At 73.8% G+C, this 22685-nt stretch carries 18 protein-coding genes; 12 read left to right on the top strand and 6 right to left on the bottom strand.

What is annotated here, in order from left to right:
• The first annotated feature begins 74 nt into the window (after positions 1 to 74).
• The 3 genes from ACPC54_RS14535 to ACPC54_RS14525 all read left to right on the top strand — a co-directional run bounded on the left by ACPC54_RS14535 (position 75) and on the right by ACPC54_RS14525 (position 3816).
• Positions 75 to 692, top strand: a complete 618-nt coding sequence (locus ACPC54_RS14535; RefSeq protein ID WP_498964859.1) for a TetR/AcrR family transcriptional regulator — start codon at positions 75 to 77, stop codon at positions 690 to 692.
• A 118-nt stretch (positions 693 to 810) separates the two neighbouring features.
• Positions 811 to 2892 carry a thioredoxin domain-containing protein gene (locus tag ACPC54_RS14530; protein ID WP_498964857.1) on the top strand — a complete coding sequence of 694 codons (2082 nt, stop codon included), beginning with the start codon at positions 811 to 813 and terminating at the stop codon, positions 2890 to 2892.
• A gap of 39 nt (positions 2893 to 2931) precedes the next feature.
• Positions 2932 to 3816, top strand: a complete 885-nt coding sequence (locus ACPC54_RS14525; protein ID WP_498964855.1) for a GNAT family N-acetyltransferase — start codon at positions 2932 to 2934, stop codon at positions 3814 to 3816.
• Here the strand turns inward: ACPC54_RS14525 and ACPC54_RS14520 are convergent, their stop codons facing one another.
• Complete coding sequence (locus ACPC54_RS14520) at positions 3817 to 4776, bottom strand: hypothetical protein (protein WP_498964951.1); 960 nt, start codon at positions 4774 to 4776, stop codon at positions 3817 to 3819.
• Positions 4777 to 5011: 235 nt separating this feature from the next.
• On the opposite strand from ACPC54_RS14520, the gene ACPC54_RS14515 reads away from it, so the two are divergent.
• Both ACPC54_RS14515 and ACPC54_RS14510 read left to right on the top strand, forming a co-directional pair.
• Positions 5012 to 5683: a papain-like cysteine protease family protein gene (locus tag ACPC54_RS14515; protein ID WP_498964853.1), complete on the top strand. Its 672-nt coding sequence runs from the start codon at positions 5012 to 5014 to the stop codon at positions 5681 to 5683.
• Positions 5684 to 5693: 10 nt separating this feature from the next.
• Complete coding sequence (locus ACPC54_RS14510) at positions 5694 to 6566, top strand: hypothetical protein (protein ID WP_498964851.1); 873 nt, start codon at positions 5694 to 5696, stop codon at positions 6564 to 6566.
• Positions 6567 to 6695: 129 nt separating this feature from the next.
• Here ACPC54_RS14510 and ACPC54_RS14505 read toward each other — a convergent pair whose 3' ends face one another.
• Positions 6696 to 7352: a TetR family transcriptional regulator gene (locus ACPC54_RS14505; RefSeq protein WP_498964849.1), complete on the bottom strand. Its 657-nt coding sequence runs from the start codon at positions 7350 to 7352 to the stop codon at positions 6696 to 6698.
• A gap of 7 nt (positions 7353 to 7359) precedes the next feature.
• Entirely contained in the window at positions 7360 to 8943 is a 1584-nt protein-coding gene (locus tag ACPC54_RS14500; RefSeq protein WP_498964847.1) for an MFS transporter, read from the bottom strand.
• 309 nt (positions 8944 to 9252) lie between these two features.
• On the opposite strand from ACPC54_RS14500, the gene ACPC54_RS14495 reads away from it, so the two are divergent.
• Positions 9253 to 9774: a hypothetical protein gene (locus ACPC54_RS14495; RefSeq protein ID WP_498964845.1), complete on the top strand. Its 522-nt coding sequence runs from the start codon at positions 9253 to 9255 to the stop codon at positions 9772 to 9774.
• Here the strand turns inward: ACPC54_RS14495 and trhA are convergent.
• Entirely contained in the window at positions 9745 to 10467 is a 723-nt protein-coding gene (gene trhA, locus ACPC54_RS14490; protein ID WP_498964843.1) for a PAQR family membrane homeostasis protein TrhA, read from the bottom strand. The genes ACPC54_RS14495 and trhA overlap by 30 nt on opposite strands.
• 285 nt (positions 10468 to 10752) lie before the next feature.
• Between trhA and ACPC54_RS14485 the strand changes: the two genes are divergently transcribed.
• The gene (locus ACPC54_RS14485; RefSeq protein WP_498964841.1) at positions 10753 to 12594 is read left to right on the top strand and encodes a phosphoenolpyruvate carboxykinase (GTP); all 1842 of its coding nucleotides are present in this window, start codon (positions 10753 to 10755) and stop codon (positions 12592 to 12594) included.
• A 216-nt stretch (positions 12595 to 12810) separates the two neighbouring features.
• On the opposite strand, the gene ACPC54_RS14480 is transcribed toward ACPC54_RS14485, so the two are convergent.
• On the bottom strand, positions 12811 to 14025 hold the full coding sequence (locus tag ACPC54_RS14480) for a pyridoxal phosphate-dependent aminotransferase (RefSeq protein WP_498964839.1): 1215 nt from the start codon (positions 14023 to 14025) through the stop codon (positions 12811 to 12813).
• Positions 14026 to 14273: 248 nt separating this feature from the next.
• On the opposite strand from ACPC54_RS14480, the gene ACPC54_RS14475 reads away from it, so the two are divergent.
• Positions 14274 to 15008 carry a prepilin peptidase gene (locus tag ACPC54_RS14475; RefSeq protein WP_498964837.1) on the top strand — a complete coding sequence of 245 codons (735 nt, stop codon included), beginning with the start codon at positions 14274 to 14276 and terminating at the stop codon, positions 15006 to 15008.
• 108 nt (positions 15009 to 15116) lie between these two features.
• Here the strand turns inward: ACPC54_RS14475 and ACPC54_RS14470 are convergent, their stop codons facing one another.
• Complete coding sequence (locus ACPC54_RS14470) at positions 15117 to 16703, bottom strand: chitinase (RefSeq protein ID WP_498964835.1); 1587 nt, start codon at positions 16701 to 16703, stop codon at positions 15117 to 15119.
• A gap of 401 nt (positions 16704 to 17104) precedes the next feature.
• Between ACPC54_RS14470 and ACPC54_RS14465 the strand changes: the two genes are divergently transcribed.
• From ACPC54_RS14465 to ACPC54_RS14450, 4 genes are all read left to right on the top strand, one after another.
• Entirely contained in the window at positions 17105 to 17899 is a 795-nt protein-coding gene (locus tag ACPC54_RS14465) for an isoprenyl transferase (RefSeq protein ID WP_208615473.1), read from the top strand.
• Between the two features lie 207 nt (positions 17900 to 18106).
• On the top strand, positions 18107 to 19441 hold the full coding sequence (gene phoH2, locus ACPC54_RS14460) for an RNA 5'-3' helicase PhoH2 (protein WP_498964833.1): 1335 nt from the start codon (positions 18107 to 18109) through the stop codon (positions 19439 to 19441).
• 417 nt (positions 19442 to 19858) lie between these two features.
• Positions 19859 to 20584, top strand: a complete 726-nt coding sequence (locus tag ACPC54_RS14455) for an aggregation-promoting factor C-terminal-like domain-containing protein (RefSeq protein ID WP_498964831.1) — start codon at positions 19859 to 19861, stop codon at positions 20582 to 20584.
• A 476-nt stretch (positions 20585 to 21060) separates the two neighbouring features.
• Positions 21061 to 22605, top strand: a complete 1545-nt coding sequence (locus tag ACPC54_RS14450) for an AI-2E family transporter (RefSeq protein ID WP_498964829.1) — start codon at positions 21061 to 21063, stop codon at positions 22603 to 22605.
• Positions 22606 to 22685: the final 80 nt, after the last annotated feature.

Here is a 22685-nt window from a genome sequence, read left to right as displayed (position 1 = left end):
TCGCACCGGGGGATACGAAACCAGCAGTTTTGGAACTACTGGTTTCGATACTCCTCGTTCTGTATGTTGCACCTATGCCTGACCGGAAGCAAGCTCGCACCCAGGGGGGCCGCCCCCGTGACAGCCGTGTCGACGAGGCCATCGCCTCCGCCGTCCGAGAGCTGCTGACCGAGGTGGGATACACGCGGCTCACGATGGCCGAAGTGGCCGCGCGGGCCGGCGTCGGCAAGGCGGCGATCTACCGGCGCCACGCCACGAAGCAGGAGATGATCTTCGACGTCCTGCTGCCCGACCAGTTCCTGGCCGTGCCGCCCGACCGCGGCTCGCTCCGCGCCGACCTGGCCGCCGTGCTCGCGGAGATCGCCGACACCATGGCCTCCCCGCCGGGCGGGACCGTCCCCGGCCTGCTGGCCGACGTCCACGCCGACCCCGCCCTGCGGGACCGGTTCGTCGAGCGGTACCTCGGGTTCCAGCGCGAGACCCTCGTCGCGATCCTGGACCGCGCGGCCGCCCGCGGCGAGCTCACCAACCGCCCCGACCCGGCCGCCCTCAACGCCCTGCTCGTCGGCCCCGTCTTCGCCTGGCTGTTCCTGCTGCGCGAATCCCCCGAGCAGCTCCCCGTCCTGACCTCCGCGCTGCTCGACGCGACCCTCGCCCTCACCGGCGCCGGAGCCCCCATGCCGAGCCGGTGAACCGGCCGTTCGCCGCCCCCGGCGCCGGTGACGCGTGCTCGATCCGCATGGTCCTCCCCGCCATCGGTGCGCGCGGGTTCCACGGCCGGGGCCGGAACACTGTGAGAGGCTGGGGCGCATGAACCGGTTGGCTGACGCCACGTCCCCGTACCTGCAGCAGCACGCCGACAACCCGGTCGACTGGTGGCCCTGGGGGCCGGAGGCGTTCGAGGAAGCGCGCCGGCGCAATGTCCCCGTCGTGCTGTCGGTCGGCTATGCGGCGTGCCACTGGTGCCACGTGATGGCGCACGAGAGCTTCGAGGACGCCGGGCTCGCGGAGTACCTGAACGAGCGGTTCGTCGCCGTCAAGGTGGACCGGGAGGAGCGGCCGGACGTCGACGCCGTCTACATGGAGGCCGTGCAGGCGGCGACCGGTCAGGGCGGCTGGCCGATGACGGTGTTCCTCACCCCGGGCAAGGAGCCGTTCTACTTCGGCACCTACTTCCCGCCGCAGCCCCGGCACGGCATGCCGTCCTTCCGGCAGGTGCTGGAAGGCGTGGACGCCGCCTGGCGGGACCGGCGCGAGGAGGTCGCCGAGGTCGCCGGGCGGATCCGGGCCGACCTGGCCGAGCGGGCGTCCGTGTACGCGGCCGGCGCCCACCACCCGCCCGCGGACGCCGACCTGCACCAGGCGCTCGTCGGGCTCAGCCGGGACTTCGACCAGCGGCACGGCGGCTTCGGCGGGGCGCCCAAGTTCCCGCCGTCCCTGGTGCTGGAGTTCCTGCTGCGCCACCACGCCCGCACCGGTTCCGAGGCGGCGCTGGAGATGGCCGTCCGCACCGGCGAGGCGATGGCCCGCGGCGGCCTGCACGACCAGCTCGGCGGCGGCTTCGCCCGGTACACGGTGGACGCCGGGTGGGTGGTGCCGCACTTCGAGAAGATGCTGTACGACAACGCGCTGCTGCTGCGCGCCTACCTGCACCTGTGGCGGGCCACCGGCTCCCCGCTCGCCCGCCGGGTGGCGCTGTCCACCGCGGACTTCCTGCTGCGCGAACTCCGCACGCCCGAAGGGGCGTTCGCGTCCGCCCTGGACGCCGACAGCCTGGACGAGGAGACCGGCGCCACCGCCGAGGGGGCCTACTACGTATGGGAGCCCGGCCAGTTGGTGGACCTGCTCGGGCCCGCCGACGCCGCCACCGCCGCGCGGCTGTTCGCGGTGACCGCGGACGGGACCTTCGAGCACGGCACCTCCGTGCTCCAACTGCCCGCCGACCCCGAGGACTTCGCCGAGTTCGAGGCGATCCGGGAGCGGATGCTCCGGGCCCGGGCGGACCGGCCCGCACCCGCCCGCGACGACAAGGTGGTCGCCGCCTGGAACGGCCTCGCCATCGCCGCCCTCGCCGAGACCGGCGCCCTGCTGGAGCGGCCCGACCTCGTCGAGGCCGCCGAACGCGCCGCCGACCTGCTGCTCGCCGTCCACCTCACCCCGGACGGGCGGCTGCTGCGCACCTCCCGCGACGGCCGGGCCGGCGACAACGCGGGTGTGCTGGAGGACTACGCCGACACCGCCGAGGGCTTCCTCGCGCTGTACGCCGTCACCGGCGACGCCACCTGGCTGCAGCTGGCCGGCGGGCTGCTCGACACCGTGCTCAAGCACTTCACCGACGAGGCCTCCGGCGCCCTCTACGACACCGCCGACGACGCCGAGGAACTCATCCGCCGCCCGCAGGACCCGACCGACAACGCCACCGCGTCCGGCTGGACGGCTGCCGCCGGCGCGCTGCTCGGCTACGCCGCCTACACCGGCTCCGACCGGCACCGCACCGCCGCCGAGCGGGCCCTCGGCATCGTCGGCGCGCTCGCCGCGCGGGCGCCCCGCTTCATCGGCTGGGGGCTCGCCGTCGCCGAGGCGCTGCTGGACGGGCCGCGCGAGATCGCCGTCGTCGGCCCCGCCGACCACCCGGCCACCGCCGCGCTGCGCCGGGCGGCGCTGCTCGCGACGGCCCCGGGGGCGGTGCTCGCGGTCGGCGAACCCGCGGCGCCGGGGGAGCCGGGGGAGGCCGGCGGCTCGGAGGTGCCGCTGCTGGCCGACCGGCCGCTGGTCGGCGGCGCGCCCGCCGCGTACGTCTGCCGGCACTTCGCCTGCGAGGTGCCGACCACCGATCCGGCCGTCCTCGCCGACCGGCTGGGCGTGGTCGTCGGGCGGTCGGAGACCGAATAATCGCTGGCGGGGGCCGGTGCGGCGGGGCAAGGATGGGCCATGACCTGGACCCTCACCACCTCCCTGGACGCGTTCCGCGCCGAGGCCGGGGCCTTCCTGGCCGCCCACCCGGCCGAGAACACCGTGCTGCTCACCATCTCCCACCGGCTCGCCGAGTCCGGGCTGGACGTGTTCGGCGGGCCGCCCGTCTTCGGCTGGTGGCGGGCGACGCCGGACGGCCCGGTGGCGGGCGCGTTCCTGCAGACCCCGCCGTTCGACCCCCGGCTCTCCTGCATGCCGGAGCCGGCGGCCGCCGAACTCGCCGTCGAACTCGCGGCGGCCGGGCGTGAGTTCACCGAGGTGGCCGGGGTCAGCGGGGTCGCCGGGGTGGTCCGCGCCTTCAGCGCCGCCTGGACGGCGGCCACCGGCGCCACCCCGTCCGTCCGCACCGAGGAGCGGTTGTACCGGCTCGGCCGGCTGACCGACCCGCCACGCCCGCCGGCCGGCCGCCACCGGCTCGCCGGACCGGCCGACCGGGAACTGGTGGTCCGCTGGTACCAGGACTTCCTGGCCGAGGTCGAGATCGTCCTGCCCGACGTGCCGCGGGCGGTGGACGAGAAGATCGCCGCCGGTGGCGTGCACCTCTGGGAGGACGGCGGCCGGCCGGTCGCCCTGGCCGGCACCAGTCCGATCATCGCCGGGATGTCCCGGATCGGCCCGGTCTACACCCCGGCCGACCACCGGGGGCGCGGCTACGCCAGCGCCGTCACCGCGGCCGCCTCCGCGTACGCCCTCACCCGGGGCGCCGGGGAGGTCCTGCTGTACACCGACGTCGCCAACCCGACCAGCAACTCGATCTACCGGCAGATCGGCTACCGGCCGGTGGAGGACATCCTGATCCTGGACTTCGCCCCGGCGCAGGCGGGTCGGGGCCTGCCCGGCTGATCACTCCCAGTCCCACCTGATCCCCAGCAGGCACGGCCGCAGCGCGGTCGCCACCAGGTGCACGCAGTGGTGCCCGTCGAGGGTCAACTCCTCCGTCTCGTACGGGGCTTCGCCGGGCGAGTGGAGCGCGAAGCGCTGGCAGCGCACGGGCAGGGCGGCCGGGTGGAAGGTGACCTGCAGGACGTACTGGCCGGCGCCGGAGTTGAAGCCGCGGACGTACTCGCCGCTGGGCTCGGGGGCGGGGGCGTCGTCGAAGCCGTAGCCGAGCAGGTGGGTGTCGCCGGCGCGCAGGCGCCGGTCGAGCAGGAGCTCGGCGGCGAGCAGGTGGTGGGCCCGGTCGCGGCGGATCCGGCCGGGGCGGCAGTTCTCCTCGGCGCGGACGCCGACCAGGCCGATGTCGCTGCCGGGGTCGCCCTGGTAGAGGGCGAGGTAGCGGTCGATGCCGTCGCGGTGGGCGCGCAGGGCGTGCTGGGAGTCGCGGCGGGTCAGGCGCCGGTCGGGGCCGATCCGGATGCGCTCGATGTGGGTGACGGTGTGCAGGCCGGTGTCGCGCGGGCCGGAGATGGTGGCGAGCAGGTCGTCGACGGCGGTGGCCGGGGCGATGAGGTCGCGGTAGGGGCGCACCGGCGGGCCGACCGGGTCCGCGGCGGCCCGGCGGGGGCCGAGCAGGCGGGTGAGGGAGTGTTCGGGCAGGTCGAGGACGTCCTCCAGGGCGGCGACGGCGCGCAGCGACTCGGGGCGTTCCGGGCGGCGGCGGCCCTGCTGCCAGTAACTGAGGCTGGTGAGGCCGACGTTGACGCCGCGCAGGGCGAGGTGGCGGCGCACCCGGTGCAGGGTGAGGCCGCGGGCGGCGATGGCGGTGCGCAGGGCGAGGTGGAACGGGCCGGTGCGCAGGGCGGCGGTGAGGTCGGCGGGATCGCTGCGGCGGATGGCTGCCTCCTGGGGGTGCGGCGCGGGCAGACCGGCTTTTGACCGTGAATATTCACATCCGGACGGGTGTTTGTCATCGTCCCGGTCGCCCGACCTGGGGCTTCTCCGGGCGCCGTTCACACCTGCGGCCGCCCGTTCACATCCCAACACCGGTACCCGTGGGGCCCGTTGACGCGTCTGGGACAACGGCGCGATGCTCGGGACGCGATCCGGACCGCGCCCCCCACACAGCACCTCGCTCCGCTCGTGCAAGGAGGCATCCCCCATGCCAGTTCCACGGATACGGCTGCGCCGCGCGGTCGCCCTGCTCGCCCTCGGCGTGCTGGGCCCGGCGCTCACCGCGGCGGTGGCCACCCCGGCCGTCGCCGCCGACGCACCCCACGCGTCGACCGCCGACCGCGCCCCGGCGAAGGTCCGCCAGGCCGCCGCGCCCGGCAGTACGGCCGACCTGGCCGGCACGTTCAAGAAGCTCAACATCACCATGCAGCAGCAACAGCAGACCAACTGGTGCTGGGCGGCGAGCGGCAACACGATCGCCACCTGGTTCGGCTACAACTACAGCCAGAACCAGTTCTGCAACGCCGCGTTCGGCCGCTCGGTCGACTCCAGCTGCCCCAACAGCCAGGCCTCGCTGGCCGATGTGCAGAACGGCCTGGACTGGGTCGGCATCACCCCGGGCTCGTACGTCACCGGCTACCTGCGCTACTCCACCGTGCAGACCGAGGTGGACGCGAACCGGCCGATCGAGACCCGCATCCAGTGGAGCTCCGGCGGCGGGCACATGCACGTCGTGTACGGCTACGACACCGGCAACAACTGGGTGTACTGGGGCGACCCGTGGCCGTCCAACTACCGCTACAACTGGGCGGACTACTGGTACTACGTGAACAACGACACGTTCTCGTGGACCCACTCCCTCTACCGGATCGGCGCGTGAGGTGGCGACCATGACCGAGCTGAACAGCATCCGCCGGGCCGCCGTCGCCGTCCTCCTCGCGGCCGGCCTCGGCCTGGCACTGGCCCCGGCCGCGCAGGCCGACGACGGCCCCGGTGCCGCCTCCGCCGCCGCCCCGGCGCCGGTGTCCGCCGCCGAACTGGCCCGGGCGCGCGGCGCGGTGCAGGACCCGGCGGTGCTCGACCGGGTGGGCCTCTTCTTCGCCCGCAAGGGCGTTCCGCCGACGCAGCAGCTGACCATCGGCGCGGCCGAGGAGGCGAAGGCGGCGGCCGCGGCGGCACCCCGGCTGACCGGGGACACCGTGGCGGTGTACACCCTGGACGCCGGTTTCGTGGCCGGCACCGCCGGCGCCCCGGTGGCGAAGGCCGAGTTCACGGCCAGCAAGGTGACCGGGGCGGACGGGCAGAGCGCCTCGGTCTGGACGGTCCGGCAGGGCGACGGCTGGCGGGTGGTGAACATCGCCTCCGGCGGCGACGAGAGCGACTACGCGGCGAAGGCGGCGAGCGGCGGAGGCGGCACGGCCTTCCGCGAGCCGCAGATCAACGCCTGGTACGTGCTGCGCGACGGCCGGGTGCTCCCGCTGGACGACGAGGCCCGGCGCTCGGTCGGCACGGACGGGGTGTCGCTGGCCCGGTACCAGCAGCTGGTGCACCAGCGCTACGGGGACAAGCTGCCCGGTTCGGCGTACGACCGGGCGGGCGAGGGCGGCGGCTACCAGGTGGAGGCGGCGGCCGCCCCGGCGGCGGGCGGCGGCTCGGCGGGCGGCGGCTCGGCGCTGCCCGCGGTGACGGCGGCCGCGGCCCTGGGCGCCACCGCGCTGGCGGGTGCGGCCGCGGCGCTGCGGCGTCGGACCCGGCGGGATTAGCGGCCCGCACGAACGAACGGCGGGGCCCGGCGAACGGCGCCGGGCCCCGCCGTTCGTTCTTCCGGGCCGTCACACCCGGGGCCGTCACACCCGGGGCCGTCGAACCCGGGGGTCGTCGAACCCGGGCCGTCACACCCCGGCGAAGCCGCTCTCCAGCACCGCGAAGGCGTGGTCGACCAGCTCCGCGATGTCCTCCTCGCCGCCGCCCTCGGCCCAGCACAGCACGGCCTCGGTGGAGGCGGCGCCGATCGCGGCGGCGGTGATCCGCATGTCGTAGCTGGGCTCCTCGACGCCGGCCCGCCGCAGCAGGATGGCCAGGTAGAGCGCCGCCGGGCTGTGGTCGGCCCGGTGCAGCCCGGCGCGCAGCGCGGGGACCTCGGTGACCAGCCGCATCCGGGTGAGCAGTTCCTGCCGCTCGTGCTGGAGGAGCTGGCGGATCAGCCCGATCAGCGCCTCCCGGCAGGAGGTGAGGAAGGGCTCGTCGGCGGGGCGCGCCAGCAGGGCGGCGATCATCGCCGGGTCGTACTCGTCGCTGAGGACGAGGTCGTCCTTGGTGGCGAAGTAGCGGAAGAAGGTGGAGGGGGAGACCTCGGCGGCGGCGGCGATCTGCTCCACCGTGGTGCTCTCGTAACCCTGCTCGGTGAACAGGCGGTAGGCCTCGCGCCGGATGGTCTGGCGGGTCTTCAGCTTCTTGCGTTCGCGCAGCGACAGCGGCGCCTCCAGCAGGGCCTGGACCGGGTTGGTCGGGGCGTCCGGGAGGGCCGCGGTCGGCTGCATGGCGTTCATGACCCGATTATCGGCGATCATCCGCGGCGGCGGGCGCGCCTCCCGGCCCGGCCCCGGCCCCGAGCTCGCCCCCGGCCCCGCCCGCCGGCATCCGGGCCGCGATCAGCACCGCCGAGAGCACCGCGACGATCCCGGCGACCAGCAGCACCAGCGCCATCCCGTGCACGTACGCCGCGTGCGCGGAGGCGCTGAGCGCGGCCCCGCCCTTGCTCCGGGCGGCGACGGCGTCGGCGGCGACCACCGACTTCCCGGCCTGCCGGGCCGCTTCGGCGGGCAGCCCGCCGGTGTCCAGCGCGCCCCGGTAGGCGCCGGCCAGCAGGCTGCCGAAGGCGGCGACGCCGATCGCGCCGCCGACCTGCCGCAGGGTCTGCAGCAGTCCGGAGCCGACCCCGGCCCGGGCGGGCGGCAGGGTGACCAGGGCGGAGGCCTGGGCGGTGATCAGCGACAGGCCCATGCCGAAGCCGAGCACGCTGAGCCAGATCGCGGCCCGCCCGTACCCGTCCGCGACGCCGGTGCGGCTGCCGAGGAGGAGGGCGGCGGCGAGCAGGGCCAGGCCGGTGGCGACCACCGTGCGGGCGCCGAGCCGTTCGACCAGCCGCTCGGTGAGCTTGGCGGCGACCATCAGCCCGAGCATCATCGGCATCAGCCGCAGCCCGGAGCCGAGGGCGTCGGTGCCGAGCACGCTCTGGAAGTAGAGGGGAAGGACGAAGAAGGCGCCGAACAGGACGACCGAGATCAGCGTGGCGGCGATGGCGGACCAGCGGAAGGAGGGGTCGGCGAGCAGCGCGAGGTCGAGCATCGGGTCGGTCTGCCGGCGGCTGCGCCGGACGAGCGCGGTGAGGGCGAGCACCGAGCCGGCGAGCGTGCCGAGCACCAGCGGGTCGCTCCAGCCGCGGTCGGGGCCCTCGATGATCCCGTAGGTGAGGGCGCTGAGCCCGGCGGCGGCGAGCAGCGCGCCGAACAGGTCGATCCGGGGCGCGGCGGGGTCGCGGGTCTCCGGCAGCAGCAGCACGCAGGCGGTGATGCCGATCGCGGTGAGCGGGACGTTGATCGCGAACACCGAGCCCCACCAGAAGTGCTGGAGCAGGAAGCCGCCGATCAGCGGCCCGAGCGGGGCGCCGGCGGCGAGCGACGCGGCGAGGACCGCGGTGGCCCGGCGCTGTTCGGCGGCGGGGAAGAGGCCGGGGATGACGGCCAGGGACATCGGCATGACGAGCGCGCCGGCCAGGCCCATCGCGGCGCGGGCGGCGACCAGCGTGCCGGGGGAGGCGGTGACCATGCCGACCGCCGAGGCCAGGCCGAACAGGGCGAGGCCGATGGTGAGGGTGCGGCGGCGGCCGAAGAGGTCGCCGAGCAGGCCGGCCGGGAGCATGGCGGCGGCGAAGGCCACCGTGTAGGCGTCGACGATCCACTGCTGCTGCCCGGTGGTGGCGTGCAGTTGGGCGGCCATGGTCGGCAGGGCGACGTTGAGGATCGTCATGTCGAAGCTGATCACCAGGACGCTCAGGGCGACGGCGACCAGGGCCAGCCGTCGGCGCGGGTTCGCGTCGGCGTCGGCGTGGGTCTCGACTGCGGGGGGTGCGGTGGACACGGCTGACCTCCGGCGGAGCCTTGAAGGAGTCTCTCTCAAATGAGAGTAACTCCCAAAAGGTGGCAACCGCCAATGTGTGAGGATGTGACGAATCGATCGCACACGGTGATGTGTCCTGGAAGTGCTGCTTCCGCACACGGAATTGACGCAACGTTGATCTGTCGTTCGCCGCCCCGGGGCAGTCCGGAGTGACGGACGGTAGATACCATGTGGCAATCGGTCAGTGCTGGCCGACGCGTGCCGAGAGCGGAGAAGGGGTGGGGCGGCAGGAGCCGACCACGAGCCCGGCGCCGGGAAAGGGGAGCCGAAGTGGCCGACAGCGACGACAGGCGGGCGAGCGCCCAGGTGTGGGGCGGGGCGATGGTGGTGGCCTCCGCGTTGGCGGTGGTCGCGGCCTATCTGATCAACGGCGCCCTGCTGGTCCTGACGGTCGCCGGGGTCGAGACCCTGCTGCTCATGGTGTACGTCGCCCGCCGCTGGCGCGCGCTGCACCGGCCGTCGGCGCCGGAGGCCGGGCACCGCCCGCGCCGGGGCACCCCGGACGCCGCGCACTGCGAGCGCTGCCGCCGGGCCCGCGAGGCGCTGGACGCCCGCCAGGCGCGCGGCCGGGCCGGCTGGGCCGCGCGGCCGGCCGAGGAGTCGGTGCCCGGGGCCGAGCCGCTGCCGGAGCCCGGCGAGGCCGACCGCCCGTCGTACCCGCGCCGCCCGCAGGGCCGCGCCCCGTACGAGCGGCCCTGGACGGCCGAACGGGCGGCCGCCCGGTCCGTGGACCGCGCGACCGCCCGTCGTGGGACGCCGGGTTCAGCCGGCCGTGCTGTACGCCACCAGTGAGACGCCGACGTACTGGACGATGAAGGCGCCGAGGGTGAAGGCGTGGAACACCTCGTGGAAGCCGAACCAGCGCGGTGACGGGTTGGGGCGCTTGAGCCCGTACACGACGCCGCCGATGCTGTAGAGCACCCCGCCGACGATCATCAGCACCAGGACCGCGACGCCCCCGGTGCGCAGGAAGTCCGGCAGGAAGAAGGCGGCGGCCCAGCCCAGCGCGAGGTACACCGGTGTGTACAGCCAGCGCGGCGCGCCGACCCAGAACACCCGGAACGCGATCCCGGCGAGCGCCCCGCCCCAGACCGCCCAGAGCAGCACCTGCCGACTGCCGCCCTGGAGCAGCAGGATCGTGAACGGGGTGTAGGTGCCCGCGATGATCAGGAAGATGTTCGCGTGGTCCAGGCGGCGCAGGATCGCGTCGCCGCGCGGCCCCCAGGTGAAGCGGTGGTACACCGCGCTGACCCCGAACAGCAGCCAGGCGCTGACCGAGTAGACCGCGCAGGCGGCCTTGGCGCGCGGTGAGTCGGCCAGGCAGATCAGCACGATCCCGGCGGCCACGGTGGCGGGGAACATCCCGGCGTGCAGCCAGCCGCGCCACTTCGGCTTGCCCTCCCCGGTCTCCAGGGGGCCGGCCCCGGCGGTCCCGGTCCCGGTCGGATCCTCCGCGGGGCTCTCCCCGAGCGCAGCAGCAGTCATGCGCTGCATGCTACCCGCTACCTACGCATCCGTAGGTTACTGGCGCGTAGTGAAGTGGTGATCGTCACTCTTGGACGTTTTGGAGTATTGGGAGTGTGGCCCCGCCCACTCGGGCCCGGATGCGTGCGACCCGCTACTGGCTGGTAATAGTACTGACTGTAGTAAAAGATGCGTCAATTTCGCCGAGCTGCCGCATTCAGGTCGAACACCCGGGGCTACGCTGCAAGCACCCTCAGACCCCCGCTACGCCGTCTCTTCGCCGAGATGGCGTGAAACGGAGCGATCGTGTCGTACGAGATCTCTGCTCTCAGCGCATCCGCGCCCACCCGCCACAAGCAGCTGCTCGCTTGGGTGAGCGAGATCGCCGAGCTGACCCAGCCGGACCGCATCGAGTGGTGCGACGGCTCCGACGAGGAGTACCAGCGCCTCGCGGACCTGCTGGTCGCTCAGGGCACCTTCAAGAAGCTCAACGAGGAGAAGCGCCCCAACTCCTACTACGCCGCCTCGGACCCGACGGACGTGGCGCGCGTGGAGGACCGCACGTTCATCTGCTCCGAGCAGGAGAAGGACGCCGGCCCCACCAACAACTGGAAGGCCCCCGCCGAGATGCGGGAGCTCTTCCAAGGCACCGAGGGCCTGTTCCGCGGCGCCATGAAGGGCCGCACCATGTACGTCGTGCCCTTCTCGATGGGCCCGGTCGGCTCCCCGCTGGCCGCGTACGGCGTCGAGATCACCGACTCCGCCTACGTCGCCGTCTCCATGCGCGTGATGACCCGCATGGGCCAGGCCGTGCTGGACCAGCTCGGTGAGGACGGCGACTTCGTCAAGGCCGTGCACACCGTCGGCGCCCCGCTCGCCGAGGGCCAGGCGGACGTGCCGTGGCCGTGCAACACCACCAAGTACATCTCGCACTTCCCGGAGACCAAGGAGATCTGGTCCTTCGGCTCCGGCTACGGCGGCAACGCCCTGCTGGGCAAGAAGTGCTACGCGCTGCGCATCGCCTCGACCATGGCCCGCGACGAGGGCTGGCTGGCCGAGCACATGCTCATCCTGAAGCTCACCCCGCCGGCCGGCCCCGCGGGCGAGTCGCAGCCGAAGTACGTCGCGGCCGCGTTCCCCTCGGCCTGCGGCAAGACCAACCTCGCCATGCTCCAGCCCACCGTCCCGGGTTGGAAGGTCGAGACGATCGGCGACGACATCGCCTGGATGCGCTTCGGCGCGGACGGCCGCCTGTACGCCATCAACCCCGAGGCCGGCTTCTTCGGCGTCGCCCCCGGCACCGGCGTGGACACCAACGCCAACGCCATCGACACCCTCTGGGGCAACACCGTCTTCACCAACGTCGCCCTCACCGACGACGGCGACGTGTGGTGGGAGGGCCTGACCGAGGAGCCCCCGGCGCACCTCACCGACTGGCGCGGCAACGACTGGACCCCCGAGTCCGGCACCCCGGCCGCCCACCCGAACGCCCGCTTCGCCGTCCCGGCGGCGCAGTGCCCGACCATCGCTCCCGAGTGGGAGGACCCGGCGGGCGTGCCGATCTCGGCCATCCTGTTCGGCGGCCGCCGCGCCACCGCCGTCCCGCTGGTGACCGAGTCCTTCGACTGGCAGCACGGCGTCTTCCTCGGCGCCAACATCGCCTCCGAGAAGACCGCCGCCGCCGAGGGCACCGTGGGCGAGCTGCGCCGCGACCCGTTCGCGATGCTGCCGTTCTGCGGCTACAACATGGGCGACTACTTCGCCCACTGGCTGAAGGTCGGCGCCCAGGCGGACGCCGCCAAGCTGCCGAAGATCTACTACGTCAACTGGTTCCGCAAGAACGCCGAGGGCAAGTTCGTCTGGCCCGGCTACGGCGAGAACAGCCGCGTGCTCAAGTGGATCGTCGAGCGCCTGGAGGGCACCGGCCAGGGCGTCGAGACCCCGATCGGCGTGCTGCCGACCGTCGAGGGCTTCGACCTCGGCGACCTGAAGCTGTCCGAGGAGGACCTCGACCTGCTCTTCACCGTGGACGCCGAGATCTGGCGCCAGGAGGCCGCGCTCGTGCCGGCCCACCTGGAGCTGTTCGGCGAGCACACCCCGAAGGAGCTGTGGGACGAGTACCGGAACCTGGTCGCGCGCCTCGGCTGAGCCTGAGCCTCGATCGAGCAGGAGGCGGGCGCGCGGCACGAACCGCGCGCCCGCCGAGCGACAGGACGGCCGGAGTTCCGCCGGACGGTCTTTCCCCGACCAAGGAGACCGCCCGGACCGGGACTCCGGCCGTAATGCTTTCCCCGGCGACCGGCGACCGGCGACCGGCGACCGGCGACCGGCGACCGGCCTCAGTGACCGGCGGCCGGCGACCGCCTACGGCTGGGTGTAGCCGCCGAGGAAGTCGCCGATCCGGGTCACCGCCTCGGTGATCTCCTCCGGCCGGGGCAGCGTGACCAGCCGGAAGTGGTCCGGCTCGGGCCAGTTGAAGCCGGTGCCCTGGACCAGCAGGATGCGCTGGGAGCGCAGCAGGTCGAGCACCATCTGCGCGTCGTCCTTGATCTTGTGGACCTTCGGGTCCAGCCGGGGGAACGCGTACAGCGCGCCCTTCGGCTTGACGCAGCTGACGCCGGGGATCTGGTTCAGCAGCTCGTACGCGGCGTCGCGCGAGGCCAGCAGCCGGCCGCCGGGCAGCACCAGGTCCTTGATCGACTGCCGGCCGCCGAGCGCGGCGGCCACCGCGTGCTGGGCCGGCATGTTGGCGCACAGCCGCATCGAGGCGAGCACGGTCAGGCCCTCGATGTAGCTGCGGGCCCGGGACCGGTCGCCGGAGAGCACCATCCAGCCGGAGCGGAAGCCCGCGACCCGGTACGCCTTGGACAGGCCGTTGAAGGTGACGCAGAGGAGGTCCGGCGCCAGGGTGGCCAGCGGGACGTGCTCGGCGTCGTCGTAGAGGATCTTGTCGTAGATCTCGTCCGCGTAGACCACCAGCTGGTGCCGGCGGGCGATCTCGGCGATGCCCTCCAGCACCTCGCGCGGGTAGACCGCGCCGGTCGGGTTGTTCGGGTTGATCACCACGATGGCGCGGGTGCGGTCGGTGACCTTGGCCTCGATGTCGGCGAGGTCCGGGTACCACTCGGACTGTTCGTCGCAGCGGTAGTGCACGGCGGTGCCGCCGGCCAGCGAGACCGAGGCCGTCCACAGCGGGTAGTCCGGCGCGGGGACGAGCACCTCGTCGCCGTCGTCCAGCAGCGCGGTCATGGCCAGCTGGATCAGTTCGGAGACGCCGTTGCCGAGGAAGACGTCGTCGACGGAGAGGCCGTGCAGCCCCCGGTCCTCGTAGTGCATGACGACGGCGCGGCGGGCGGAGAGCAGGCCCTTGGAGTCGCCGTAGCCGTGCGCGGTGGCGAGGTTGCGCAGGATGTCCTGCAGGATCTCCGGCGGCGCCTCGAACCCGAAGGTGGCCGGGTTGCCGGTGTTGAGCTTGAGGATGCGGTGGCCCTGTTCCTCCAGCCGCATCGCCTCGTCGAGCACCGGGCCGCGGATGTCGTAGCAGACGTTGGCGAGCTTGCTGGATTGGATGACCTGCATGCCTGCCTACTTTAGGGGTACGGAGGGCCGTTCGGCGGGGCTCCCCGGAGGTGCTTCCGGGGGGCCGGAGGCCTTCCTTGGATCGGCAGGCGGGGGTGGCGGCAGGCCTTCCGAACCGGCAGCCGGATGTCCGGAATGCTCCTGTATGCGAGGGCCGGCGACGCGCCGCCGGGCGGAACGAGACGGACGGCACACGGCCCGGCGCGGGAGGATGTGGCCGGTGCGTCGATCGAGGAGGGGGTGCGCCGGTGGTCCCGGTCGTGGTCGCGGCGGTGCTGGTCGGTCTCCTGGCGGCCGTGCCGCTGCGCGGGCTGATCGCGCGGTTCGCGGTGCCGGAGGGGGAGCCCTGGTGCGAGGGCTGCCCGTCCTGCGGGCGCCGGGTGCGCCTGCTGCCGCCGACCGGGCGCTGCCCGGGCTGCCGGGAGCGGCTGGGCGCCGGCCCCTGGGCGGTCGAGCCGGTCGCGGTGGCGGTCGCCGTCGCGGTGGCGTACGCGGCGGACGGGCCGGGCGCGCCGGGGGCGGCGACCCCCGCGCTGGCCTGGGCCGCCGCGCTCGGGGTGGCGCTCGGCTTCGTCGACGCCCGGGTGCGCCGGCTGCCGTACCGGCTGACCGGGGCGCTGCTCGGCGGGACGGCCGCCCTGCTGGTGCCCGCGGCGCTGGCCGGGGACCAGCCCGGGGCGACGCTGCTGCGCTGCCTGCTGGCCGCCCTCGCGGTCGGCGGCGTGCTCGAACTGGCCGTCTGGCTGGGCGCGTTGGGCCCCGGCGACACCCCGCTTGGGCTCGCCCTGGGCGGGCTGCTCGGCTGGTACGGCTGGCGGACGGTGCTCGGCGGGCTGTTCGTCGCGGTGCTGCTGGCCGGCCTCTGGGGCGCCGCCCGGGCCGCCGCCGCGCTGGCCCGCCGCCGCCCGGTGCGCGGACTGGACCTCGCGGTGGGCCCGTTCCTGCTGCTCGGCGCGCTGTTCGCGGTGCTCGGGCTTGTCTGACGGCGTAGCGGCGGAAGGGCCCGCCGTACCGGGTGGGGTACGGCGGGCCCGGCCGCCGGCGCGCCGGCCTCACCCTCAAGGAGCTGCGTGCCGGGGGGAGTTGGGCTCTCAGGGCATCTTGTGCACGAACGGGCCGACCGCGTTCGAGAACGCGTTGCCGTTGTTGGCGTCCCAGTTGGTCGACCAGGTCATCGCGCCGCGGATGGTGGGCCACTTGGCCGGCGGCACGAAGCTGCCGCAGTTGTTGCCGGTGGCCAGGCAGTTCAGCGCGTTGTTCACCACGGACGGGTCGACGTAGCCGCCGCCGGCGGCCTTGCTGGAGGCGGGGACGCCGATGCCGACCTGGTCGGGCCGCAGGCCGCCCTGGATGTGGGTGCAGACCTGCGAGGTGATGAAGTCGACGGTGCCCTGGTTGTAGACCTTGCCGTCGCAGCCGTTCATGCCGCCCGAGTTGTAGAACTGGGTGTTGACGACGGTCAGGATGTCCTTGGTGTTCAGCGCCAGCTGGAAGTACGCGCCGGCGGTGCTGTACATCCCGATCGTCTCGGGCGCCATGGTCAGCACGAAGCCGGGGCCGACCTTGGCCTGCAGGGCGTGCAGCGCGTCGCCGAGCGGGCCGGCCTGCACGCCGTTCTCCAGGTCGACGTCGATGCCGTCGAAGCCGTAGTCCTTGATGATCGCGTAGGCGCTGTTGGCGAAGTTCGCCCCGGCCGTCCCGTCGCCCACGGTGATCGCGCCGTTCTGGCCGCCGATCGAGAGGACGACCTTCTTGCCGGCCGCCTGCTTGGCCTTGATGTCGGCGCGGAACTGCGCGTCGGTGTAGCCGCCGAGCGCCTTGGACAGGCCCGGGTCGAGGGTGAAGCCGATCGCGCCGGTCTGGGTCGGCACGGCGTCGGCGAAGGAGACCGCGATGATGTCGTACGCGCTCTGGACGTCGGCGAGGCGCTGCGGGGTCGAGCCGTTGTCGAAGTTCTGCCAGTAGCCGGTGACGGCGTGCGCGGGCAGGCCGGTGGCCGGCGGGGTGGTGGCGGTCGGGGTGGCCGTGGGCGTCGCCGTGGGGGTGGGGGTCGCCGTCCGGGTGGGCGTGGTGGTGGCGGTCGGGCTCTGGGTGGGCGTGGTGGTCGGCGTGGCCGTGGCGGTCGGCGACGGCGCCGGGCCGCCGCCACCGGGGCCGACCAGCGTGACGTCGTCGGCCAGGTAGGCGCTCTGCCCGTACCAGCCGTGCAGGTAGACGGTGACGCTGGTGGCGTTCGCCCCGGTGGTGAAGGTGGTGGACAGCTGGTTCCAGCTGTTCTGGTTCGACCAGGTCGACGGATCGGTGCCGCCGGTGCCGCGCGCGCCGAGGTAGACGTACGGCCCCTGGACCCAGGCGTTCAGCGTGTAGCCGGTGTTGGGCAGCACGCTGATGGTCTGGGTGCACTCGGCGGTGTCGCCCGCGCCCGGGGTGGCCTGCAGCGCGCCGGTGCCGGAGTGCGTGGGTGAGGACACGGTGGTCGCGGCGCCGGTACAGCTCCAGCCGCCCAGCCCGTTCTCGAAGCCGCCGTTGGTGACCAGGTCGCCGACCGCCGCGCTGGCGCCGCCGGCGAACAGGGCCAGACTGCCGCCGGCCAGGGCGAGGGCGGTGGCGCCGGCCGCGACGGCCGGGAGGGGGCTGCGCCGGCGCTTGTGGGTGGGCTGGTTCAGCGTACGGGCCATGGTGCGACGCTCCTGGGGGAGGGGCGGCCGCCGCGGTGGGGGGCGCGGCGGCCGCGTGTGGGGGAGGGGAGGTCCGGTGTCAGCCTTGGGGAGCGAGCGGGAGCCGCTGCGTCCTGGGTCACAAGCTGGACTAGACCAATGGCGGCCGTCAAGCATCGGACGATCGGCTTACGGATTCCTTAAGGAATCGGAGACCGTTCCGTGTCCACGCCGGGACGGCCGGCCGGCGGCGCCGGGCCCGCCCGCCCCGCCGGACCCCCGACACGCCGCCGGGACAGACTCCGGACAGGACCGTGACCAGACCGCTACCTGCGGCTTTCCCGCCCGCCTGCGCGCCGGAGTAGGCTGCGCCGGGGGCTGAGAAGCACCAGCTGAACGAGAAAAAAGAGGGGCCGGGAACCATGGGTCTGCGCGATGTGGCCGAACGGACGCCGGGGCTGCGCACCCTGCTGGGCGGGATGTACGGCCTCTACGGCCGCCGGGTCGAGGTCCACCTCGCGCGCACCCCGCACCACATCGGCGTGATCCTGGACGGCAACCGCCGCTGGGCCAAGGCCACCGGCGGTTCCACCGCGTACGGCCACCAGCGCGGCGCCGACAAGATCAGCGAGTTCCTCGGCTGGTGCGACGAGACGCACGTCAAGGTCGTCACCCTGTGGATGCTCTCCACCGACAACCTGGACCGCCCGGCCGAGGAACTGGTCCCGCTGCTCGGGATCATCGAGGAGGCCGTGGCCGGCCTGGCCGCCGCCCGCCGCTGGCGGGTCAACCCGGTCGGCGCGCTGGACCTGCTGCCCGAGCACACCGCCGGCGTCCTCAAGAGCGCCGCCGAGCGGACCGCCGACATCGAGGGCATCACGGTCAACGTCGCGGTGGGCTACGGCGGTCGGCACGAGATCGCCGACGCCGTCCGCTCGCTGCTCCAGGAGCAGGCCGGGCGGGGCACCTCGATCGAGGAGCTGGCCGAGGTCCTGACCGTCGAGCACATCGCGGAGCACCTCTACACCCGCAACCAGCCCGACCCGGACCTGATCATCCGCACCTCGGGCGAGCAGCGGCTGTCCGGCTTCCTGCTCTGGCAGAGCGCGCACAGCGAGTTCTACTTCTGCGAGGCGTACTGGCCGGCGTTCCGGAAGGTCGACTTCCTGCGCGCGCTGCGCGCCTACGAGCAGCGCCACCGCCGCCTGGGCCTGTGATCCGGGGGAAGTGACCGCCGTAGGGCTGGCCTACCCGGGCCCCGCGCGAGGCCAAACGTTCACCGGCAATGATCCGTCAGTTCGCCGGGGACGCGAATGCACCGCCGCTCGCCTGGGAATACTCCAGTCAGTCCGGCCCCGAGGCCACCGGGGCAGCGAGGGCCGGCATGCCGCGGATGACGCAGGGTCATCCGCTCTGGAGGCCTAGTGGTCAGTTCCAAGAGCCGCCGGACACCAGACCGGCGCACGTACGTTCTCGACACCAGCGTGCTCCTGGCGGACCCGCTCGCCATGACCCGCTTCGAGGAGCACGAGGTCGTCCTACCGGTGGTGGTCGTCACCGAGCTGGAGGCCAAGCGGCACCACCCGGAGCTGGGTTACTTCGCCCGTCAGGCGCTCCGCCTGCTCGACGACTACCGCATCCGGTACGGCCGGCTCGACGAGCCGATCCCGGTCGGCGAGCTGGGCGGCACGATCCGGGTCGAGCTCAACCACTCCGACCTGTCGATACTGCCGGCCGGCTACCGGTCCGGCGCCAGCGAGGCGGACACCCGGATCCTCGCGGTCGCCCGCAACCTGCAGGCCGAGGGCTACGACGTGACCGTCGTGTCCAAGGACCTCCCGCTGCGGATCAAGGCCAGTTCGGTCGGCCTGCTCGCCGAGGAGTACCGGGCCGAGCTGGCGATCACGTCCGGCTGGACGGGCATGACCGAGCTGCACGTCCCGGCCGACCAGGTGGACGCGCTGTTCGCGGCCGGCCACGACGTCGCGGTGGACGTCGACGGCGCCGCCGAACTGCCCGTGCACACCGGCCTGATGCTCACCTCGGAGCGCGGCCGGGCGCTCGGCCGGGTGACCGGCGACGGGCGGGTGCGGCTGGTCCGCGGCGAGCGGGAGGCGTTCGGCCTGCGCGGGCGCAGCGCCGAGCAGCGGGTCGCGCTGGACCTCCTGCTGGACCCGGACGTCGGCATCGTCTCGATGGGCGGCCGGGCCGGCACGGGCAAGTCCGCGCTGGCGCTGTGCGCGGGGCTGGAAGCGGTGCTGGAGCGGGGGCAGCACCGCAAGGTGATGGTCTTCCGGCCGCTGTACGCGGTCGGCGGGCAGGAGCTCGGCTACCTGCCGGGCAGCGAGGCGGACAAGATGGGCCCCTGGGCCCAGGCGGTCTTCGACACGCTCTCGGCCGTCACCACTCCGGACGTGATCGAGGAGGTCATCTCCCGGGGGATGCTGGAGGTGCTGCCGCTGACCCACATCCGGGGGCGCTCGCTGCACGACGCCTTCGTGATCGTGGACGAGGCCCAGTCGCTGGAGCGGAACGTCCTGCTGACGGTGCTGTCCCGGATCGGGCAGGGCTCGCGGGTGGTGCTCACCCACGACGTCGCGCAGCGGGACAACCTCCGGGTCGGCCGGTACGACGGGGTGGTGGCGGTGGTGGAGAAGCTGAAGGGGCATCCACTGTTCGCCCACATCACCCTCACCCGGTCCGAGCGTTCGCCGATCGCGGCGCTGGTCACGGAGATGCTGGAGGACATCCACCCGTGATCCGACCCTGACCGGGGCATAGTAGGACAATACGGTCAACTGCCGTAGCGGGGCCCGTTCCTGACGGAGCGGGCCCCGCCGCTTTTCCCCCGCAGGTGTGACGTGCGCCACGCGGGCGGGAATTGCGTCGACCGTGCCCCTTGCGGCATGGTGAGGGTTCTGTCAGGCCCCGCGTACGGCACGACAGGGCTTCCGGAGTCCGGAAGTCCGGTCCCGGAAGGTCCGCCAACTCCGGTCGGTGGACGCACAATTGAAGACCGATGAGCCGTACGCCGCCCGATCTCAACGCCCGGTCGCCTCACCTCGGCCGGACGCCGGGCCAGCACCTCCCGTGACCAGAGCACCGTGCGGAGGTCCGTGCCAAGGGGCAACTTGCGCCCGCACGGTCACGCGTGGGCGACGCTGGAAGGAAACCATGTGACTCGGATCTCGGTCCGGGGAGTTGCCGTGGCCTCCGCCACCGCCGTCACCGCTGTCGGTGCCGTCGTGGGCATGGCATCGGGCAGCGAGGGCAAGGCGACGCAGACGGTCGACGTCGCCGGCGCGACCCTGCTTGCCGAAGTCCCCTCCGGCACCCAGGCGCAGACGGCCAGCGACAACATCGGCCAGCAGGCGTCCGCACAGCGCGCCTCCGCCGACGCGGCCGCCAAGGCCGCCGCCGAGCAGAAGGCCGCCGAGGAGGCCGCGCGCCAGAAGGCCGCCGCGGACGCCCAGGCGAAGGCCGACGCGCAGGCCAAGGCCGACGCGGACGCCAAGGCCGCCGACGACGCGCGCAAGGCCGAGGCCGCCAACCGGTCCAAGGCCCGCTCGGCGATGACCGCCACCGACAGCGCGCCGCCCGTCTCGGTCAGCCCCGGCTCGATCCAGGACACGGCCCGCCAGATCATCGGCAACGACACCCAGTTCCAGTGCTTCAGCCAGATCGTGAAGCGCGAGAGCGGCTGGGACTACACCGCCACCAACAAGAGCTCCGGCGCGTACGGCCTGGTCCAGTCGCTGCCCGGCTCGAAGATGGCCTCGGCGGGTGCCGACTGGCGCACCAATCCGGCGACCCAGATCAAGTGGGGCCTCGGCTACATGAACGACCGCTACGGCAGCCCCTGCGGCGCCTGGTCGTTCTGGCAGGCACACAGCTGGTACTAGGAGGGCCCGCGGCCCGTCCGCGCCCTCGACGGCCCCCGGCCGCTCGTCCTCCATCGGACGAGCGGCCGGGGGCCGTTCCCGTTCGGGGGGGGGCGCCCGTCGCCGGGGCGGGCCGCGCCGCCCGGGCTGCGCTGACCGGGGCGCTCGCGGGCGGTGCGGTCCTGGGTGCGGACGCGGGGCGCGGGAAGGGGTCCTGGGTGCTTCCCGCACCGGCCGGTCCGCCGGCGGTTGGTTCGGTGGGGCGTCGGTCACGGTTCCGCCGGTCCCGTCCGGACTCCTCCCCAGCGTCCGCTGTCCGAAACCATGCGAAACATTGGGATTGGTCCTTGTTGTCTGATGATCCGGTCGAACCGAACCCCGCGGCGGGGCGGACTCGCCGGGCCCTCGCCGGGTAGCGTCATCCCTGACGGCCGTGGCGCGACCCACGGCGGAGCGCCGGACACGGCGGAAGCGGCAGGGAAGCGACGGGTAGCGGGATGGCGCGGGGCGGAAAGGCCTTCAAGGCCGTGGCCAAGGGCATGGCCGTGGTGGCGAGTGCGGCCGCCGTGATCGAACGGCGCCGGCGCGCCGCGATGGCGGCCGACCCGCACGACCTCGCTGTCCCCGACCCCGCCGTCCCCGAACCGGCCGGAGCGCCCGCCGTCCCGGCCGACCTCCCCGAGCCGCGCGCCGACCAGGCGCCGGTCGCCGCCGCCGCGCCTGCGGCCGCGCTCCCGGCACCCGTGCCGGCCGTCGCGCCCGCCCCGGCCGCCGCCCCGGCGCCGCCCGCCCAGGCGACCCTCGGGCGCGAGTACCACCCCGGCCGGCCCGCCACCCCCGCCGAGGCGGTGCCCTGGGGGCTGCGGGTGGCCGCCGAGTCGACCTGGCGGCTGCTGCTGCTCGGTGCCGCGCTCTACGTCGTCTTCTACGTCGTCGACATGCTGCGGCTGGTCGCCTTCTCGATGCTGGCCTCGCTGCTGATCGCCGCGCTGCTGGAGCCCTCGGTCTCCTGGCTGCGCCGGCACGGGGTGCCGCGCTCGCTGGCGGCCGGCGGGACGTTCCTGAGCGGCCTGGCCGGGATCGGCCTGGTCGGCTGGTTCGTGGTGTGGCAGGTGACCGACAACGTGGACACCGTCACCACCAAGGTGAAAACCGGTGTCGACCAGATGCGGGACTGGCTGATCGACGGGCCGCTGCACCTGACCCACCAGCAGATCACCGACTTCGCCAACCAGATCACCGGGGCGATCACCAGCAACACCGACCGGCTCACCTCGGTCTCGATCACCGGCGCGCAGATCGCCGTCGAGGTCCTGACCGCGCTGATGATGACCTTCTTCACCACCTTCTTCTTCCTCTACGACGGGGCGAAGATCTGGAACTGGGCGCTGCGCGGCCTGCCCCGGCACTCCCGGTTCGCGATGGCCGGGGCCGGGCCGAAGGCCTGGGCGACCCTGACGGCGTACGTGCGCGGCACCGTCTGCGTGGCCTTCATCGACGCGGTCTGCATCGGCATCGGGGTCGACTTCCTCGGTGTGCCGCTGGCGCTGCCGATGGCCGTGCTGATCTTCCTGGGCGCGTTCGTCCCGCTGGTCGGCGCCCTGATCACCGGCACCGTCGCGGTGCTGATCGGGCTGGTCACCCAGGGGCCGTGGACGGCGCTGATGGTGCTGGTGGTGCTGATCGTGGTGATGCAGGTGGAGAGCCACATCCTGCAGCCGCTGATCCTCGGCCGGGCCGTCCGGGTCCACCCGCTCGGCGTGGTGCTCGGCGTCGCGGCCGGCGGCATCATCGGCGGCATCGGCGGCGCGGTGGTCGCCGTCCCGCTGATCGCCGTCACCAACACCGTGATCGCCCACCTGCGCAAGCGCAACGAGGCCGGGCAGGCCGTCTTCACCGCGATGGAGGCCGCCCGCGAGGCGGCCGAGCGCACCGCCGCCGCCCAGCACCGGCCGGCCGAGGCCCCGGCTCCCGCCCCGGCTCCCGCCCCGGCCCCGGCCCCGGTGGTGGCCCCGGTGGTGGCCCCGCAGCCCGCCGAGTAGCGGATACGCGGACGGGCCCCGCGCCGGACGTGGTGTCCGGGGCGGGGCCCGTCGTGGTGCTGCGGGGTGATGCGGGTCGT

Origin of the sequence: Kitasatospora sp. NPDC094028 (genome assembly GCF_049543595.1) — a bacterium.
Taxonomy (GTDB): Bacteria; Actinomycetota; Actinomycetes; order Streptomycetales; family Streptomycetaceae; genus Kitasatospora.
This window is presented reverse-complemented; position numbering and strand designations above follow the sequence as displayed.

Excerpts from the sequence above, each read along its gene's own strand:
- ACPC54_RS14535 (WP_498964859.1), top strand. The coding sequence starts at position 75 with ATGCCTGACCGGAAGCAAGCTCGCACCCAGGGGGGCCGCCCCCGTGAC.
- ACPC54_RS14530 (WP_498964857.1), top strand. The coding sequence starts at position 811 with ATGAACCGGTTGGCTGACGCCACGTCCCCGTACCTGCAGCAGCACGCC.
- ACPC54_RS14525 (WP_498964855.1), top strand. The coding sequence starts at position 2,932 with ATGACCTGGACCCTCACCACCTCCCTGGACGCGTTCCGCGCCGAGGCC.
- ACPC54_RS14515 (WP_498964853.1), top strand. The coding sequence starts at position 5,012 with ATGCCAGTTCCACGGATACGGCTGCGCCGCGCGGTCGCCCTGCTCGCC.
- ACPC54_RS14510 (WP_498964851.1), top strand. The coding sequence starts at position 5,694 with ATGACCGAGCTGAACAGCATCCGCCGGGCCGCCGTCGCCGTCCTCCTC.
- ACPC54_RS14505 (WP_498964849.1), bottom strand. The coding sequence starts at position 7,352 with ATGAACGCCATGCAGCCGACCGCGGCCCTCCCGGACGCCCCGACCAAC.
- trhA (WP_498964843.1), bottom strand. The coding sequence starts at position 10,467 with ATGACTGCTGCTGCGCTCGGGGAGAGCCCCGCGGAGGATCCGACCGGG.
- ACPC54_RS14480 (WP_498964839.1), bottom strand. The coding sequence starts at position 14,025 with ATGCAGGTCATCCAATCCAGCAAGCTCGCCAACGTCTGCTACGACATC.
- ACPC54_RS14470 (WP_498964835.1), bottom strand. The coding sequence starts at position 16,703 with ATGGCCCGTACGCTGAACCAGCCCACCCACAAGCGCCGGCGCAGCCCC.
- ACPC54_RS14465 (WP_208615473.1), top strand. The coding sequence starts at position 17,105 with ATGGGTCTGCGCGATGTGGCCGAACGGACGCCGGGGCTGCGCACCCTG.
- ACPC54_RS14450 (WP_498964829.1), top strand. The coding sequence starts at position 21,061 with ATGGCGCGGGGCGGAAAGGCCTTCAAGGCCGTGGCCAAGGGCATGGCC.